The following is a 14,804-nucleotide window of genomic DNA, read 5'->3' on the forward strand; positions in this document are numbered from 1 at the left end:
TGGAACAGAGAACGCTGCAAACAATCGACAATCCGTTCGGCACGAGATTGTCACCTATGTCTTAGGTACAAACTGTTACCTATGTCTCCGGTCTGGACATTGGGAAACTGGAGCGGGCGAAGGGATTTGAACCCTCGACCCCAACCTTGGCAAGGTTGTGCTCTACCCCTGAGCTACACCCGCTCAAATCCACCGGTCCGGGGTAGTTCGCTGAACCGTGGGCCGCCAAGTGGCGACGGGTGCTATATCGCTCAATCGTTTTTGGAATGCAATAGTTTCTTTTGCGGTTTCGGTGGAAATCCGCCTGTGTGCGGATTTATCCGAAATCTGGCGGCCATTACGGGCGCAAGCGCAGGGAATTTCCGCTGAAGATGTTGTTTCAGCTGGTTTTTATCTCCCTGTGACGGGAGTGGCGGCCGGCGGGAAGGCCAGAAAATAACCTGTTTACATTTGGTTAAAATCTGATTCGACAAGTGATTCGTTCGGGTGTACAAATTTCCTGTCCACGAAAAATCCGACACGATATTGGGAACGATACTTGGCATATCATCATCGGGAGGATGAGCCTTGTCGTACGCAGCTTTTGAAAGAGTTGGCGCACAATTGTCGCCAGAGCAGATCACCGATCTACAGAATATTTTCGATGGCGTATGTTTCGAGTGCCTTCAAGATCGCAGCAGCCATGTCGCCAATGAGTGCGCAGCGGTTTTGATCCGAAGCGCCCAGCGCGGCATTCTCGACCATGAAATGTTGCGCGATATAGGGCTTGCTGTCTTACGTCGGCATTGATTGCGCCATTCCGTTAAAAAAGCGCCCGGGTATCTCGGGCGCTTTGCTGTTTGGGCAGGCGAGAGCCGTTTTCCGCTCAGCTTTTTTCCTGCACATGCGCTTCGAGAAACCAGAGCGACTTGTCGAGATCGCGCGAGGCGGCGGTGAAGATGTCGGCCGTCGTCGGATCACCGGCCTCGTCGGAATCGTCGATCGCCTTGCGGATCATGTTGGCCACATCGCCATAACGCTCGATCAGGGCGTCCAGATGGTCATGGATCTTGTAGATATCGGTCGGATAGGCCTTGAGCTTTGTCGTTGAGGAGACCGATTGCAGGCTGCCGAGCGCCGTGCCACCAAGCTGGACCACACGCTCGGCAATCGTGTCGCCGTGATTGTCGAGCTGGGCGCGGAACGTGTCGAGAAGTTCATGGACGGCGATGAATTGCGGGCCCTTGAGGTTCCAGTGCGCCTGCTTGGTGACGAGCGCAAGGTCGATGACGGAAGCGAGCGATTCATTGAGAATACCGATCACGGTCGACTTGGCGTTGGAAGGCAGGTCGTTCTTCGTCTTGTGCGTCTTCATCGATGTCTCCTGAAGTTGCGGACGGAATGCCGCTTTGGAAAAGTCCGTCGTTTAACGTCCGGGCCTGCGGCCGTGTTCCATGCCAGGCGCTGGGACAGCAAAAATCCTGCACAATCATCGTATCATTCGTAAAACAGGCAGATGCGTCGGCCGTCTATCTCATTGACGCGGATCGGCATGTCGTAGATGTCCTTGAGGACGTCCGGACGGATGATCTCGTTCGCCGGCCCCTGATGGCGGATGCGGCCTTCGCGCATGGCGATGATGGTGTCGGAATACCAGGAGGCGAAGTTGATGTCGTGCAGCACCAGAACCACGGTCTTCTTCAGCTCGTCAGCGGCGCGGCGCATGATCTTCATCATGCTGGAGGCGTGTTTCATGTCGAGGTTGTTGAGCGGCTCGTCGAGCAGCACGTAATCCGTGTCCTGGCACAGCACCATGGCCACGAAGGCGCGCTGGCGCTGGCCGCCGGAAAGCTCGTCCAGAAACCGGCCGGCAAGGGCTTCGAGATTGAGATATTCCAGCGCCCGGTCGATATGGACCTTGTCTTCTATGGTGGGGCGGCCTTTGGAATAGGGGTAACGACCGAAACCGACGAGGTCTCGCACCGTCAGGCGCGAGGAGATGTGGTTGTCCTGCCGCAGGATAGAAAGCCGCTTCGCCAGCGTATCGGATGGGGTTTTGGCCACATCCAGACCGTCCACCGTCACCGTTCCGGCATCCATCGACATCAGCCTTGCGACGATGGAGAGCAGGGTCGATTTTCCCGCCCCGTTCGGCCCGATGATGGAGGTGACGCCGCCTGCCGGAATGGAGACGGAGACGCCATCGACGACGAGGCTGTCGCCATAGGATTTGCTGATCTGACTGGCGATGATCATCGCGCACCCCGTTTCAAAATTAGACCGATAAAGACGATACCGCCGAGAAATTCGATGATGATCGAGAGCGCCGTATCGAAGGCGAAAACCCGCTCCAGTACCACCTGGCCGCCCACCAGACAGATTATGGCGATGAGGATTGCCGCGGGCAGCACATAGGCGTGTTTGCCGTTGCCGGTAAGATAATGGGCAAGGGCCGCGACCAGCAGGCCGAAGAACATGACGGGGCCGACCAGCGCTGTGGAGACGGCGACCAGCACGGAGACCAGCACGAGGATGATAGTGACCGTGCGCTTATATTCGACGCCGAGGCTGATGGCCGTCGCGCGGCCGAGCGAGAGGACGTCGAGCGTGTGCGTGAGCCTGAGCCCGATGATGGTCACCACGCCGATGATGACGGCGGAGACGGCAAGAAGCGTGGGATCGATGGAATTGAAGCTGGCAAACAGCACATCCTGCAGCACGGTATATTCATTGGGGTCGAGCACGCGCTGCATGAAACCCGAGAGGCTGCGGAAGAAGACGCCAAAAACGATGCCGACCAGCACCAGCAGATGCAGGCTGCGTTCCGCACCGACAAAAAGCCAGCGATAGAGCAGGGCGGAAAAAGCGACGAGCAGGCTGGTTTCAGCGAGAAATTTCAGTTGCGGATCGATCATGACGACCGTTGCCGAGCCGAAAACGAAGATCAGCCCGGTCTGCATCAACACGTAAAGCGAATCGAAACCCATTACCGAAGGAGTGAGGATGCGGTTGTTGGTCACCGTCTGGAACAGCACGGTGGAGACCGCGATGGCATAGGCCACCAGCAAGAGCGACAGAAGCTTGATGCCGCGAAACGGCAACACGAAGCTCCAGCTCCCTTTTGCGCCGAGCGTCATGAAGGCGGCCATGGAGAGGAGTGCGAATGCCGCAAGCACGATGAGAGCGGTTTTTGCACGCCGGTCGGGATGTCTCTCACGCATGGTGGCGTTTCCGCAGCAGGAGATAGAGGAAGAGCGCGCTGCCGATGACGCCGACCACGGTTCCGATGGGTATTTCGTAAGGTGCGCGCACGGTGCGGCCGATGATATCGCAGGAAAGTACGAAGACCGCGCCGAGCGTTGCCACCCAGGGCACGGAGCGGCGCATATTGTCGCCGATCATCAGGCTGACGACATTCGGAACGATCAGGCCTAAAAAGGGGATCATGCCGACCGTGACGACGACGACAGCGCTCACCAGCGACACGATGGTGAGGCCGAGCGCCATGACGCGGCGGTAGTTCAGACCGAGATTGGTGGTGAAATCGCGGCCCATGCCTGCCACGGTGAAACGGTCGGCGGCGAGATAGGCGGCGATGGCGAAAAGGAAGCCGACCCACAGCAGTTCGTAACGGCCGCGCAGCACGCCGGAAAAATCCCCTGTCATCCATGCACCCAGCGATTGCAGGAGATCGAAACGATAGGCAAAGAAGGTGGTGACGGCGGCAATGACGCCGCCCAGCATGATGCCGATCAGCGGCACCAGCAGCACGTCGCGCAAAGGCACCTGCCTCAGGATACGCAGGAAAAGAGCCGTACCGCCGAGCGCGAAAACGGCGGCCACCAGCATCTTGCCGAAGATCGGCGTGTCCGGTGCCAGCAGGGTGACGGTGAGCAGGCCGAGGCCGGCGGATTCGGTGGTGCCCGCCGTCGACGGCTCCACGAAGCGGTTGCGCACCAGCATCTGCATGATGAGCCCGGCAATCGCCATTGAGCTTCCGGCGAGTATCAGCGCCAGCGTGCGCGGAATGCGGCTGACGAGCAGCACGCGCAGGGCGTCCGCGCTCGTATCCGGTGCGAAGAGCGTGGCGAGCGAGACATTGCTGACGCCGACGAACAGGCTGGTGATGGCGAGCGTCAGAGCCAGAAGAAGGGCTGATATGAGGGGTAAGGATTTCACGTCGATGGTGTTTCGAAAATGGTAAAAGTTCAGGCGGCCTTGAGGGTGTTGAGGGGTTCAGACCTGTCCTCCGTCATCCTCGGGCTTGTCCCGAGGATCTGCAACCGATTGATTTTATTCGACGTGATTAGATCCTCGGCACAGGGCCGAGGATGACGCCGAGGGGATGTTTACCCTTGCCAGCTGGCTTCAGGCCTCAATCAAAATCTAAACCGGACAGCAGTGGGACAAGCCCAAGGATGACGTCGCATATGGAGCAGCCTTGGAGAAGATGGTCTATGCCTTCTACGACTTCTTGCCTGAAACCGCGTTATAGACCTGGTCGAGCAGGGTGGTGAGCGCCGTATAACCGCTGCTGACGATATAGGCGGCCTGCGGGTCGAGATAAACGATCTGTTTTTTCTTCCAGGCATTGGTCTGGTGCACCAGCTCGTTGTCCAGCACCTGTGCGGCCGCCTTGCCGGGGTCGGTCGCACGGCCGATGCCGGCGTCGCGGTCGATCACGAACAGCCATTCGGGATTGACCTCGGCCAGATATTCGAAGGAGACGACGTCGCCGCGGTCGAAACGGTCGTCGATGTCGGCCGCGACCGGCTTGAAGCCGATTTCGGTGTGCAGCCAGCCGGTGCGCGAACTGGGGCCATAAACGCCGACCTTTCCGGCATTGGTGACGAGGATCATCGCCGTGCCGGAATTGGGTGCGATCTCCTTCAGCCTCGCTACCTTTTCATCGATCATGGCATCGAGCTTCTTGGCTTCTTCCTGCTTGCCGAAGATATTGCCGAGCTTGGTGATGTTGGCTTTCACGCTGCCGATGAATTCCTTGGAATCCACCGACATGTCGATGGCGGGCGTGATCTTCGCAACGTCCGGATATTTCGCCCGCGAACGGCCGCCGACGATGACGAGATCGGCCTCGGCCGCATTGATCGCCTCGTAATCGGGCTCAAACAGCGTGCCGACCTTCAGATATTTTCCGTCGGCATATTTCTGCAGATAGACAGGCAGGTTGGAGCCGACGACACCCGTTGGATCGACGCCGAGCGCATCGAGATTGTCGAGCGAGGGAATATCGAGAACCAGAACTTTCTTCGGGGCCGCTTTCAGCACGGTCTCGCCCTGGGCGTGCTTGATCGTCATGTCTTCGGCATTTGCCGTCATTGCGCCGAGGCTGAAGGCCGCTGCCGCCAGCAGCCGAACGGGGAAGGTGAAGTTGATGGCCACTTATATGTCCCTTGCACTATGTTCCGAGTCGGCGGAAACGATCCCACCGGGTTAACTTGATGTTGGCGATCAGCTTTATTGGCAAGGTCGGCGGAAATCAAAATTATGTTTTAGAACGATTCTGAATTGCGGTGAGCGGGAAATGTGCGGGTGGAAAAGCATGGCCTGCAATCTGTCCGGACGTCATCCTCGGCCTTGTGCCGAGGATCTAGTCACGTTGAACAAAATCGACAGGCCGCAGATCCTCGGCACAAGGCCGAGGATGACGGAAGCACCGTTCTCAATCCGGCGGCCAGTCGCCGACGATTGCGCGCCTTTCAAGTTTCAGGGACCGATCCGGTTGCACGCGGTAGGTTTCGATCGCCAGCCGCCCGTCGCCCATGACGAATTCATTGCTGAGCGTGCTGCCGATGGGGGACTTGGTGAGTTTGGCGCGCGGCTGTCCGCCATAGGTGATGCTGCCGGGAATGGGCTCGACATCGGGGGCGGTGGTGCAGCCGGCAAGCGCCAGAACCATCATGATCGCAATAGTGCGCATGTCTTTCTCCTGCGGTTGGCGCAATTCTATCATGGGCGTGTCCGCATGACACATCCCGTTGGCGTGAATAAAAAAGGCCCCGCATCCGGAGATGCGGGGCCAGTTGCCTTGAGAGGTTTCCGGTTTCTCAGTCCTCGTTGGCGGCAAGCTGCGTCAGCACGTCGCCACGGCCGCGGATACGCATGATGAGCGGGATGATGAAGGCTGCGGCTGCCACGATGAAGAGGCCAATGGCGATCGGCGAGGTGAACAGCACCGTCGGGTCGCCCTGGCCGATGGCGAGCGCGCGGCGCAGCTGCTGTTCGGCAAGCGGGCCAAGGATGAGGCCGACGACCGCAGGCGCAATCGGATAACCGAAGATGCGCATGATGTAACCGAGAATGCCGAAGGCGAGCAGCATGCCGAGTTCGAAGACCGATGGGTTGGCGCCGATGGTGCCGAGCGTCGCAAACAGCAGGATGCCGGCGTAAAGCCATGGCTTCGGGATGGTCAGCAGCTTCACCCAGAGACCGACGAGCGGCAGGTTCAGAACCAGCAGCATCAGGTTGGCGATGAACAGGCTGGCGATCAGGCCCCAGACGAGCTGCGGATTGGTGGCGAACAGCAGCGGACCGGGCTGCAGGCCATATTGCTGGAAGCCGGCGAGCATGATGGCGGCGGTTGCGGTGGTCGGCAGGCCGAGCGTCAAGAGCGGCACCAGCGTGCCGGCGGCGGACGCATTGTTGGCGGCTTCCGGACCGGCCACGCCTTCGATGGCGCCTTCACCGAATTCTTCCGGATATTTGGTCAGCTTCTTTTCGGTGGCATAGGAGAGGAAAGTGCCGATTTCAGCACCGCCCGCCGGCATGGCGCCGATGGGGAAGCCGATCAGCGTGCCGCGCAGCCAGGCTTTCCAGGAGCGCGACCAGTCCTGCGCGCTCATCCAGACCGAGCCCTTGACGGCCTCGACCTTGTCGGGGCCGCTCTGGCCTTGGGCCACGATGAACAGCGTTTCGCCGATAGCGAACATCGCAACCGCAAGCGTCGTCACTTCGACGCCGTCGAGCAGGTCGGGAATGCCAAAGCTCATGCGGGTCTGGCCGGTCAGCTGGTCGATACCGACGATGGCAAGGGCAAAGCCGATGAATAGCGAGGTGAGGCCGCGTAGCGCCGAATCTCCGAAAGCGGAAGAAACGGTGACGAAGGCGAGCACCATCAGCGCAAAATATTCACGCGGGCCGAAGACCAGCGCCAGCTTGACGATATAGGGCGCGATAAAGGCGAGCGCGATGGTGGCGATGAGGCCGGCGACGAAGGAACCGATGGCGGCGGTGGCCAGCGCCGGACCGCCTCTGCCCTTGCGGGCCATCTTGTTGCCTTCGAGCGCGGTCACGATCGAGGCGCTCTCGCCCGGTGTGTTGAGCAGGATCGAGGTGGTCGAGCCGCCATACATGCCGCCGTAATAGATGCCGGCGAACATGATGAGCGAACCGGCGGGATCGAGCCTATAGGTAACGGGCAGAAGCAACGCCACGGTCAGCGCAGGGCCGATGCCGGGCAGAACGCCGACGGCGGTGCCGAGCGTGACGCCGATCAGCGCATAGAGCAGGTTCATGGGTTGGGCGGCAACCTCAAGACCGTGCAGCAGGAATTCAAAGGTACTCATGGGCAGATGTCCCCCAAGTCGAGCAAATGAGCGGGCGGAACGGCTGGCTTTTGCGTCATTGCGCGCCGGCTGTTCCCGTGATCTCGAATTTTGGTCGGAATGGCTGTCAGAAGAACAGCCGCTCCAGAGGCCCGGCAGGCAGCGAAAGCTGCAGCAGCCGCGCGAAGATGAACCAGATGAAGAAGCTGAGCGCGATGCCGATGGGGATCGAATACCAGAGCTTGCGTTTGCCGAAGGCACGCGCCGTAAAGGCAAAAAGCAGGCCGGTGGCAATGGAGAACCCCGCGACGTTGAGCAGCAACATCTGCGCGGCAAGGCCAGCGACGACCCAGATAACCGGGGCGATTTCCTGTTTGTCGCGCGCGGGGAAATCACCGCGCCAGGCCTCGATGGCTGTCCACAGCGCCAGGCCGACAAGACAGAAGCCGATGGCGTAAGGCACCGTCGCCGGGCCGACCGGCGAATAACCGGTGACACTTGCAAGACGGGCGCTGTCCCAGAAGATCACGCAGGCGATGATGACGAGGAAGACGGCGATCGCCAGCGCCGCCCAGTCAGGGCGGCGCTTTTGATGCTGCGAAGGGTTGGAACCCTGGCTCATTTTACCAGTCCGATGTCTTTGAGAATGGTTTCGGTGGCGGCGGTATCCTTGGCGAGCTGTTCCTTGAAGGCGTCACCAGCGAGATAGGTGTCCATCCAGCCCTTGGTCTTCAGGGTTTCCTGCCATTTTTCGGATTTTGCCAGTTTCTCGATGTCGGCATTCACCGCCTTTTCCTGATCGGCGGAAAGGCCGGCAGGAGCCGCGACCATGCGCCAGTTCTGCACGACGACGTCGAGGCCGCTTTCCTTCAGCGTCGGCGCGTCCACGCCGTCCAGACGGTTTTCGCTGGTGACCGCGAGCAGCCGCAGCGTGCCGGCCTTGATCTGGCCTTCGAATTCGCCGTAGCCGGAAACGCCGGCCGTCACCTGCGAGCCGAGGATCGAGGCAAGCGCTTCGCCGCCGCCGGAATAGGCGATGTAGTTGATCTTGGTCGGATCGACACCGGCCGCCTTGGCGATCAGGCCAACGGCGATATGGTCGGTGCCGCCGGCGGAGCCGCCGCCCCAGGACACGCTGCCGGGATCCTTCTTGAGCTGGTCGACGAGGTCGCCAATGGTCTTCAGCGGTGAGGACGCCGGAACGACGATGGCTTCATATTCACCGGTCAGACGCGCGATCGGCGTCACTTCCTTGAGGGTGACGGGCGCGTTGTTGGTGAGGATAGCGCCGACCATCACGTAACCGCCGACGATGAGGGCGTTAGGATTGCCCTTTTGCTGGCTGGCGAACTGCGCGAGACCGATGGTGCCGCCGGCGCCCGGTACGTTCTGCACCTGCACGCTCTTGGAAATGCCTTCTTCCTGCAGCACGGTCTGCATGGAGCGCGCGGTCTGGTCCCAGCCGCCGCCGGGGTTGGCCGGCGCGATGATGGTGTAATCCGCTGCCGCTGCCGGAAGGGCGATCACGCCCGCCAGAAATGTGCCGATAAGAAAATGCTTCACTTGAAAACCCTCCTCAGGATGCCCTTTTTGGGCGTCGTTTTTCGTTTATGCGGGGGGCTTTTTAGACACGCGTGCGCCAGCGCTGAATGCTCAGCGTGGTGACCTGGCAACCGTCCTGAATTTCCTCCCGCATCTTCTTCCGCCTCCACGGAATGAAGAAGGATTGCAGAGCATCACAAAAAGCTGTCATCTAACTGACGCTACGCAAGTCCTTGCGCATTTACTCTCTATTAATTTGTATCGGACGTCTACTGTGGCGCGTGGGATGGCTTTGCTTTGTGCTTTCGATGCTTGTTCCGCCCTCATTCCTGCGACAAGCACAGGGATGAGGCTATGGGGACGCGCCGGACACAACTCTCACAATCGCGCCCGCCACCATCCGGGCTGATCTCGCCCTCTGCACATGACTGAAATATCCACGGTTCATCGCCCGTTCAGTGCCGTTTTCTATCATCTGTTCAAATTCAAACGGCACCAGCACGGAGCAAGCACCATGACCGACCGCCAACCTCTTCTTTCGCGCCGCAGTTTCGCCGGTCTCCTGGCTCTCGCCCCGCTTTTTGCAGCGGGCGGCGCGGCTGCCGCACCGGCAAGCCTGCGCGGCAGCGTCTCCTATCGCGAGCGCATCGCGCTACCGCCGGGCGCGACCGTCACCGTGCGCCTGATCGATGTTTCGCTGGCGGATGCGCCGTCGCAGACAATTGCCGAAACCACAATCCGCCCGCGCGGTCAGGTGCCCGTGCCCTTCGTGCTGCGTTATGACGACCGCGACATCAGGGGCCGCCGTTCCTATGCGCTGAGCGCCGAAATCCGCGACCGCGACCGGCTGCTCTTCACCACCACGCAGCGTTACTCCGTGCTGACCGGCGGTCGCGACGATACCGACCTCGTGCTGGAGCGTGTGGGCGCTGGTCCCGGCAGACCCGAGCCGGAAGCCAGCATCGACGGGCGCTGGCTGGTGCAGGAGATCCGCGGCGAACGGGTTCGCGGCCGCCGTCAGGCGACGCTGGAAATTACCCGCGAGGGCCGCGTTTCGGGCAATGCCGGCTGCAACGGCATCGGCGGCGAGGTGAAAATCCGCCGCAACCGTGTCGATTTCGGCCGGATGATTTCCACCCAGATGGCCTGCGCCCCGGACATCATGCGCCAGGAACGGCAGTTCATCGAAACCCTGGAACAGGCCCGCTCCTTTAGGCTGGAGCCGCGTCGCGGTACGCTGGAACTGATCGACGGCCGCGGCCGTACGGCGATGCGTCTGCGCCGCGCCTGAGGCCGACAACCTGCCGAAACACGCTGCGTCGCCGTGCTGGCCCAAACTGTGCTGGCCCAACTGTGCTGGCCATGGAACATTCCATGTCGCTTCCGGCACGGCGCGCTGCCCTTTCCCGCCCTATGACTTTGGCTGCGTTCGTCTCGACACTTTGCACCGCCGCAGAGCTGCGCTATGGAACGCGCTGAACTGTGCCGGCTGATGCCGACGCCAAGTCTGTGAGGGAAAACGAATGACATCCTATGTTCTGACCGTAGCCTGCAAATCGACCCGTGGCATTGTGGCCGCGATTTCCGGTTATCTGGCGGAAAAAGGCTGTAACATCGTCGATAGTTCGCAGTTCGACGACCTCGAGACCGGCAAGTTCTTCATGCGCGTCTCCTTCATCTCCGAAGAGGGCGCCTCGCTTGAGGCCATTACCGAAGGCTTCCAGGCGGTGGCGAAAAAGTTTGGCATGGATGCGGATATCTACCCGGACGGCCAGCGCATGAAAGCGATGCTGATGGTGTCGCGTTTCGGCCATTGCCTCAACGACCTGCTCTACCGCTGGAAGATCGGCGCGCTGCCTATCGATATCGTCGGCGTCGTCTCCAACCACTTCGATTATCAGAAGGTCGTCGTCAACCACGACATTCCCTTCCACCACATCAAGGTGACGAAGGAGAATAAACCAAAGGCCGAAGCGCAGCTGATGGAGCTGATCGAGACCAGCGGAACCGAACTGGTGGTATTGGCGCGTTACATGCAGGTGCTCTCGGATGACCTGTGCCGGAAGATGTCTGGCAAAATCATCAACATCCACCACTCCTTCCTGCCGAGCTTCAAGGGCGCCAACCCTTACAAGCAGGCCTATGAGCGCGGCGTGAAGCTGATTGGCGCCACGGCCCATTACGTCACCGCCGATCTCGACGAAGGCCCGATCATCGAGCAGGACACGGTGCGCATCACCCACGCGCAATCGGCCGACGATTATGTCTCGCTTGGTCGCGATGTCGAAAGCCAGGTGCTGGCCCGCGCCATCCACGCCCATATCCACCACCGCACCTTCATCAACGGCAACCGCACGGTCGTCTTCCCGCCAAGCCCGGGAAGTTATGCTTCCGAGCGGATGGGGTGATAACGGCTGCCTGACAAGCCGCCCTGCTACGCCGCTCTTTCCGGACCACCAAACACCACCCGCGCCCTCAGCCCACGCCCGTCCGTGCCATCCTCCAGCGTAAGCCGCCCGCCGAACAGCCCGGCAATCTCCTCGATGATGGCGAGGCCGAGACCGGCGCCGGGGGCGGCGTTGGCTTCGCCGCGTGCAAAACGCTGGCGCACCATGGCGCGCTTTTCGTGTGGGATGCCGGGGCCGTTATCTTCCACTTCCAGCCAGACGGCGCCCGTTTGCCTGCCGACCCGCACGGTGACTTCCGCGCCGCGTCCGGCATAATTGATGGCGTTGGACACAAGATTACCGATCAGCTCGCCGATGAGCAGAGGCTCAGCCAGAATTGTCGCCTCGCCTTCGCCTTCGAAACCGAGATCGATACCCGCCTCTGCGGCGCGCGGCACGAAATCGGCCGTCACGTTCTGCGCCACAGCCACGAGGTCGATCGCGGAAAAATCGTGTTTCTCACTGGAGCCGGCGGCGTCGATATTGGCCATGCGCAGCAGCTGGGCGAGGATATGTTCGGCATGGGCCACCGATGCCCCGCCCTTCAGCGCCGCCGCCTGCGCCTCCTCAAGGCTTGCAGCGCGGGCGGAAAGCGCGAGCTGGGTGCTGATGATGGCAAGCGGCGTGCGCAGCTGGTGGCTGGCATTGCCGGTGAAATGCCGGAGCGCATCGAGCGCCGATTGCAGCCGCACCATGAAGGAATTGACCGTTTCCACCAGGTTTTCCACCTCCACCGGCACGGATTGACGAATGGGGTGCAGGTCGTTCGGGCTGCGCTCGGCAATGGCTTCGCTGAGCCGGTAAAGCGGCCTGAGCGAAATCGTCACCGCGATCCAGACGATGATCGCCGCCCCCACGATCATCAAAAGCAGGCGCAGCGCAGATCGCAGGATGATCGCCTGCGCAAGCTGGCTGCGGGCAATGGTGGTTTCGGCAACCGTGACGGAAAAGGGCACGGAATTGATGCCGGTGGACGCAAACCGTCTGATGGCGGCGACGCGGATCGGCTCATCGCGGAACACCGCATCGCGATAGGCGGGCGTATCGCCATTTTTGTTCTCCACCGTCGGCAGGTTCTGGTAACCGGTGAGGAATTGCCCGTTCGGCCCGTCGACACGGTAAAATACCCGGTCCTGCGCGGCCGATGTCAGCATTTCCAGCGCGACATAGGGAATGTCCACTTCCAGCGAGCCGTCCTCGGCCACAACCACCCGCTCGGCGATGGCAAGTGCGGAACCGGAAAGCACGCGGTCGGAAACGACATTGGCGGTATTCACCGCCTCGCGCCAGGTATCGGTGAGCGCCACGCAACCGATGATGGCGGTTGAAATAAGAAGCCAGCCTAAAAGTCGCCGCCTGAGCGAATAGCCGGCCTGTCTCATTCAGCCATCTCCGGCAGCTTTTCCAGATAATAGCCGATGCCGCGCGCCGTCTTCACCGTCAGCCCGTGGGGGGCGAGCCGCTTGCGCAGGCGACTGACATATTGCTCGATGGCATTGGCGGAAATATCGTCGTCGAAGCCGGTCAGCGACTGCACGATGGCCTCCTTGGCGACGACCTTGCCGGCCCGCATGAACAGCACTTCAAGCAGCGCCACCTCGCGCGCCGGAATATCGAGCGGGCGCCCATCGGCCGAAAAGGTGCGGGAATTGAGATCGAACAGCACCTTGCCGAAACTCAGCGCCGAGGAGCGCAGCCCGGCGTTGCGGCGCAGGAGCACCCGCACCCGCGCCTCGAATTCGGTGATGTCGAAAGGCTTGATCATGTAGTCGTCGGCGCCGAGATCGAGCCCCTTGACCTTTTCCTCCGGCGTGCCGCGCGCCGTCAGAATCAGCACCGCCGCCTTGTCCTGACGTGAACGCATGGAGCGCAGCACCTCAATGCCGTCCATTTCCGGCAGGTTGAGATCGAGAATGACGAGATCGAAACTTTCCGCCGCAATCGCCGCATCGGCGGAAGCGCCGTCGGATACCACATCCACGGCATAACCGCTGCCGCGCAGAAGCGCCGACAACCCCTCCGACAGCACCTGATTGTCCTCGACCAGTAAAATGCGCAAATTTTCCTCCCACAGCATTGCCGAGTTTAACCAGACCCTCAGCGCTTGTGAATGGCCGCCGCCTGCGGCATGATCTTTTCATGCGTATCCGCCTTCTTCTCTGCCTCTGTCTTTGCATGGCCTCGCCGGCGCTTGCCCAGGTCGCCATCTTTCCGGCGCCGTCAGGCAAGGCGGATGCCGAAACGCTGGTCGTCTATTCCTCGCTGGACGAGCCGTTGGCGACGCCGATGATCGAGGGTTTCCAGAAGGCCAATCCCGATATCGCCGTCCATTACGAGGATATGCTGACCGGCGAGATTTACGACCGCATCGTGAAAGAAACCGATGCGGGGAAAAAGACCGCCGATTTCGCCTTCTCCTCCGCCATGGATTTGCAGGTGAAGCTGAGCAATGACGGTTACGCCCAGCGCTCGGATCTGGCCATGAGCGCCCGCTGGCCCGCCTGGGCGAACTGGCGCAACACCGCTTACGCGCTAACCTTCGAGCCGGCGGTTTTCGTTTATCACAAGCCGAGCTTCACCACCGAAAAACCGCCTGCAACCCGCGCCGAATTCGTCGACTATCTCGAACGCCATGCGAAAGAAGTGCATGGCCGTATCGCGACTTACGACATCGAGCGCTCCGGCGTCGGCTTCCTCTTCATGTCGCGCGACCAGGAGCAGTTCGGCGATATATGGAGCGTCATCAAGGCCATGGGCGCGGCGGGCGTGAAGGTCTATTCCACCTCGTCCGCCATTCTGGAGCGTGTCTCGGACGGTCGCTTCGTGATGGGTTACAACATTCTCGGCTCCTATGCGGCGGACTGGGCCTCGCGCCACCCGGATGTCGGCATCGTGCTGCCGAAAGACTATACCGTAGTCATGTCACGCATCGGGCTCGTGCCGGAAGCCGCCGCCAACCCGGCGCTCGGCCGCCGTTATCTGGAATTCTTCATGTCGAAGGAAGGTCAGACGATCATGGCCCGGCAGTTGCAGATCCCCGCCGTCAGCCCGGAAGTGGCGGGCGAAAACACCGCCAACACCATGCAGGCCATCCACGGCGCGCAACTGCGCCCGGTCCCGGTCAGCCCTGGCCTGATGGTCTATCTGGATCAGGTCAAGCGCAGCCGCCTGATCGAGCGCTGGAACGAGGCCTTGCGGTCGCAGTAAGCGTGGAGAATGGCGAATGCTGGAATTCCCCTCATCCAGTGCTTGTCACAGGAGGCTGGGAGAG

The 14,804-nt window shown here is 60.9% G+C and carries 15 protein-coding genes and 1 tRNA gene; 4 read left to right on the forward strand and 12 right to left on the reverse strand.

The annotated features are described in order from the left end of the window. Window positions 1-108: 108 nt before the first annotated feature. Window positions 109-183 (reverse strand) — tRNA-Gly (locus PL597_RS18345). 384 nt (window positions 184-567) lie between these two features. On the opposite strand from PL597_RS18345, the gene PL597_RS18350 reads away from it, so the two are divergent. Next, the gene (locus tag PL597_RS18350; protein WP_004443464.1) at window positions 568-789 is read left to right on the forward strand and encodes a hypothetical protein; all 222 of its coding nucleotides are present in this window, start codon (window positions 568-570) and stop codon (window positions 787-789) included. A 76-nt stretch (window positions 790-865) separates the two neighbouring features. On the opposite strand, the gene dps is transcribed toward PL597_RS18350, so the two are convergent. The 9 genes from dps to PL597_RS18395 form a co-directional block, all read right to left on the reverse strand. Continuing rightward, window positions 866-1,354, reverse strand: coding sequence for a DNA starvation/stationary phase protection protein Dps (gene dps, locus PL597_RS18355; protein WP_137410887.1), 489 nt, complete (start codon window positions 1,352-1,354; stop codon window positions 866-868). 122 nt (window positions 1,355-1,476) lie between these two features. Then, window positions 1,477-2,235: an iron ABC transporter ATP-binding protein gene (locus PL597_RS18360; RefSeq protein WP_269826853.1), complete on the reverse strand. Its 759-nt coding sequence runs from the start codon at window positions 2,233-2,235 to the stop codon at window positions 1,477-1,479. Further along, window positions 2,232-3,200: an iron chelate uptake ABC transporter family permease subunit gene (locus PL597_RS18365; RefSeq protein WP_271365911.1), complete on the reverse strand. Its 969-nt coding sequence runs from the start codon at window positions 3,198-3,200 to the stop codon at window positions 2,232-2,234. The genes PL597_RS18360 and PL597_RS18365 overlap by 4 nt, the downstream gene beginning before the upstream one ends. Beyond that, window positions 3,193-4,158: an ABC transporter permease gene (locus PL597_RS18370; protein ID WP_137410884.1), complete on the reverse strand. Its 966-nt coding sequence runs from the start codon at window positions 4,156-4,158 to the stop codon at window positions 3,193-3,195. Before PL597_RS18370 ends, PL597_RS18365 begins: the two co-directional genes overlap by 8 nt. A gap of 285 nt (window positions 4,159-4,443) precedes the next feature. Further along, entirely contained in the window at window positions 4,444-5,382 is a 939-nt protein-coding gene (locus PL597_RS18375) for a siderophore ABC transporter substrate-binding protein (protein WP_271365913.1), read from the reverse strand. Between the two features lie 280 nt (window positions 5,383-5,662). Beyond that, window positions 5,663-5,920, reverse strand: a complete 258-nt coding sequence (locus PL597_RS18380; RefSeq protein WP_271365915.1) for a hypothetical protein — start codon at window positions 5,918-5,920, stop codon at window positions 5,663-5,665. 127 nt (window positions 5,921-6,047) lie between these two features. Next, a complete protein-coding gene (locus PL597_RS18385) occupies window positions 6,048-7,565 on the reverse strand; it encodes a tripartite tricarboxylate transporter permease (protein WP_077981387.1) in 1,518 nt (505 codons plus the stop codon). Between the two features lie 106 nt (window positions 7,566-7,671). Further along, on the reverse strand, window positions 7,672-8,166 hold the full coding sequence (locus PL597_RS18390; RefSeq protein WP_077981388.1) for a tripartite tricarboxylate transporter TctB family protein: 495 nt from the start codon (window positions 8,164-8,166) through the stop codon (window positions 7,672-7,674). Further along, on the reverse strand, window positions 8,163-9,107 hold the full coding sequence (locus tag PL597_RS18395) for a Bug family tripartite tricarboxylate transporter substrate binding protein (RefSeq protein ID WP_142913607.1): 945 nt from the start codon (window positions 9,105-9,107) through the stop codon (window positions 8,163-8,165). Before PL597_RS18395 ends, PL597_RS18390 begins: the two co-directional genes overlap by 4 nt. A 493-nt stretch (window positions 9,108-9,600) precedes the next feature. On the opposite strand from PL597_RS18395, the gene PL597_RS18400 reads away from it, so the two are divergent. Both PL597_RS18400 and purU read left to right on the forward strand, forming a co-directional pair. Next, complete coding sequence (locus PL597_RS18400; RefSeq protein WP_271365917.1) at window positions 9,601-10,377, forward strand: YbaY family lipoprotein; 777 nt, start codon at window positions 9,601-9,603, stop codon at window positions 10,375-10,377. Window positions 10,378-10,609: 232 nt separating this feature from the next. After that, window positions 10,610-11,494, forward strand: a complete 885-nt coding sequence (gene purU, locus PL597_RS18405) for a formyltetrahydrofolate deformylase (protein ID WP_137410880.1) — start codon at window positions 10,610-10,612, stop codon at window positions 11,492-11,494. A gap of 26 nt (window positions 11,495-11,520) precedes the next feature. Here purU and PL597_RS18410 read toward each other — a convergent pair whose 3' ends face one another. Together PL597_RS18410 and PL597_RS18415 are read right to left on the reverse strand one after the other, a co-directional pair. Next, the gene (locus PL597_RS18410) at window positions 11,521-12,915 is read right to left on the reverse strand and encodes a sensor histidine kinase (protein ID WP_077981392.1); all 1,395 of its coding nucleotides are present in this window, start codon (window positions 12,913-12,915) and stop codon (window positions 11,521-11,523) included. After that, on the reverse strand, window positions 12,912-13,592 hold the full coding sequence (locus PL597_RS18415; RefSeq protein ID WP_003491888.1) for a response regulator: 681 nt from the start codon (window positions 13,590-13,592) through the stop codon (window positions 12,912-12,914). Before PL597_RS18415 ends, PL597_RS18410 begins: the two co-directional genes overlap by 4 nt. Before the next feature lie 80 nt (window positions 13,593-13,672). Between PL597_RS18415 and PL597_RS18420 the strand changes: the two genes are divergently transcribed. Further along, window positions 13,673-14,740, forward strand: a complete 1,068-nt coding sequence (locus PL597_RS18420; RefSeq protein WP_077981599.1) for an ABC transporter substrate-binding protein — start codon at window positions 13,673-13,675, stop codon at window positions 14,738-14,740. Window positions 14,741-14,804 lie beyond the last annotated feature (64 nt).

It is taken from the genome of Agrobacterium sp. ST15.13.013 (assembly GCF_027956525.1).
In the GTDB taxonomy this organism is placed as follows: Bacteria; Pseudomonadota; Alphaproteobacteria; order Rhizobiales; family Rhizobiaceae; genus Agrobacterium; species Agrobacterium salinitolerans.

Excerpts from the sequence above, each read along its gene's own strand:
- dps (WP_137410887.1), bottom strand. The coding sequence starts at position 1,354 with ATGAAGACGCACAAGACGAAGAACGACCTGCCTTCCAACGCCAAGTCG.
- PL597_RS18390 (WP_077981388.1), bottom strand. The coding sequence starts at position 8,166 with ATGAGCCAGGGTTCCAACCCTTCGCAGCATCAAAAGCGCCGCCCTGAC.
- PL597_RS18385 (WP_077981387.1), bottom strand. The coding sequence starts at position 7,565 with ATGAGTACCTTTGAATTCCTGCTGCACGGTCTTGAGGTTGCCGCCCAA.
- PL597_RS18410 (WP_077981392.1), bottom strand. The coding sequence starts at position 12,915 with ATGAGACAGGCCGGCTATTCGCTCAGGCGGCGACTTTTAGGCTGGCTT.
- PL597_RS18420 (WP_077981599.1), top strand. The coding sequence starts at position 13,673 with ATGCGTATCCGCCTTCTTCTCTGCCTCTGTCTTTGCATGGCCTCGCCG.
- PL597_RS18400 (WP_271365917.1), top strand. The coding sequence starts at position 9,601 with ATGACCGACCGCCAACCTCTTCTTTCGCGCCGCAGTTTCGCCGGTCTC.
- PL597_RS18380 (WP_271365915.1), bottom strand. The coding sequence starts at position 5,920 with ATGCGCACTATTGCGATCATGATGGTTCTGGCGCTTGCCGGCTGCACC.
- purU (WP_137410880.1), top strand. The coding sequence starts at position 10,610 with ATGACATCCTATGTTCTGACCGTAGCCTGCAAATCGACCCGTGGCATT.
- PL597_RS18360 (WP_269826853.1), bottom strand. The coding sequence starts at position 2,235 with ATGATCATCGCCAGTCAGATCAGCAAATCCTATGGCGACAGCCTCGTC.
- PL597_RS18365 (WP_271365911.1), bottom strand. The coding sequence starts at position 3,200 with ATGCGTGAGAGACATCCCGACCGGCGTGCAAAAACCGCTCTCATCGTG.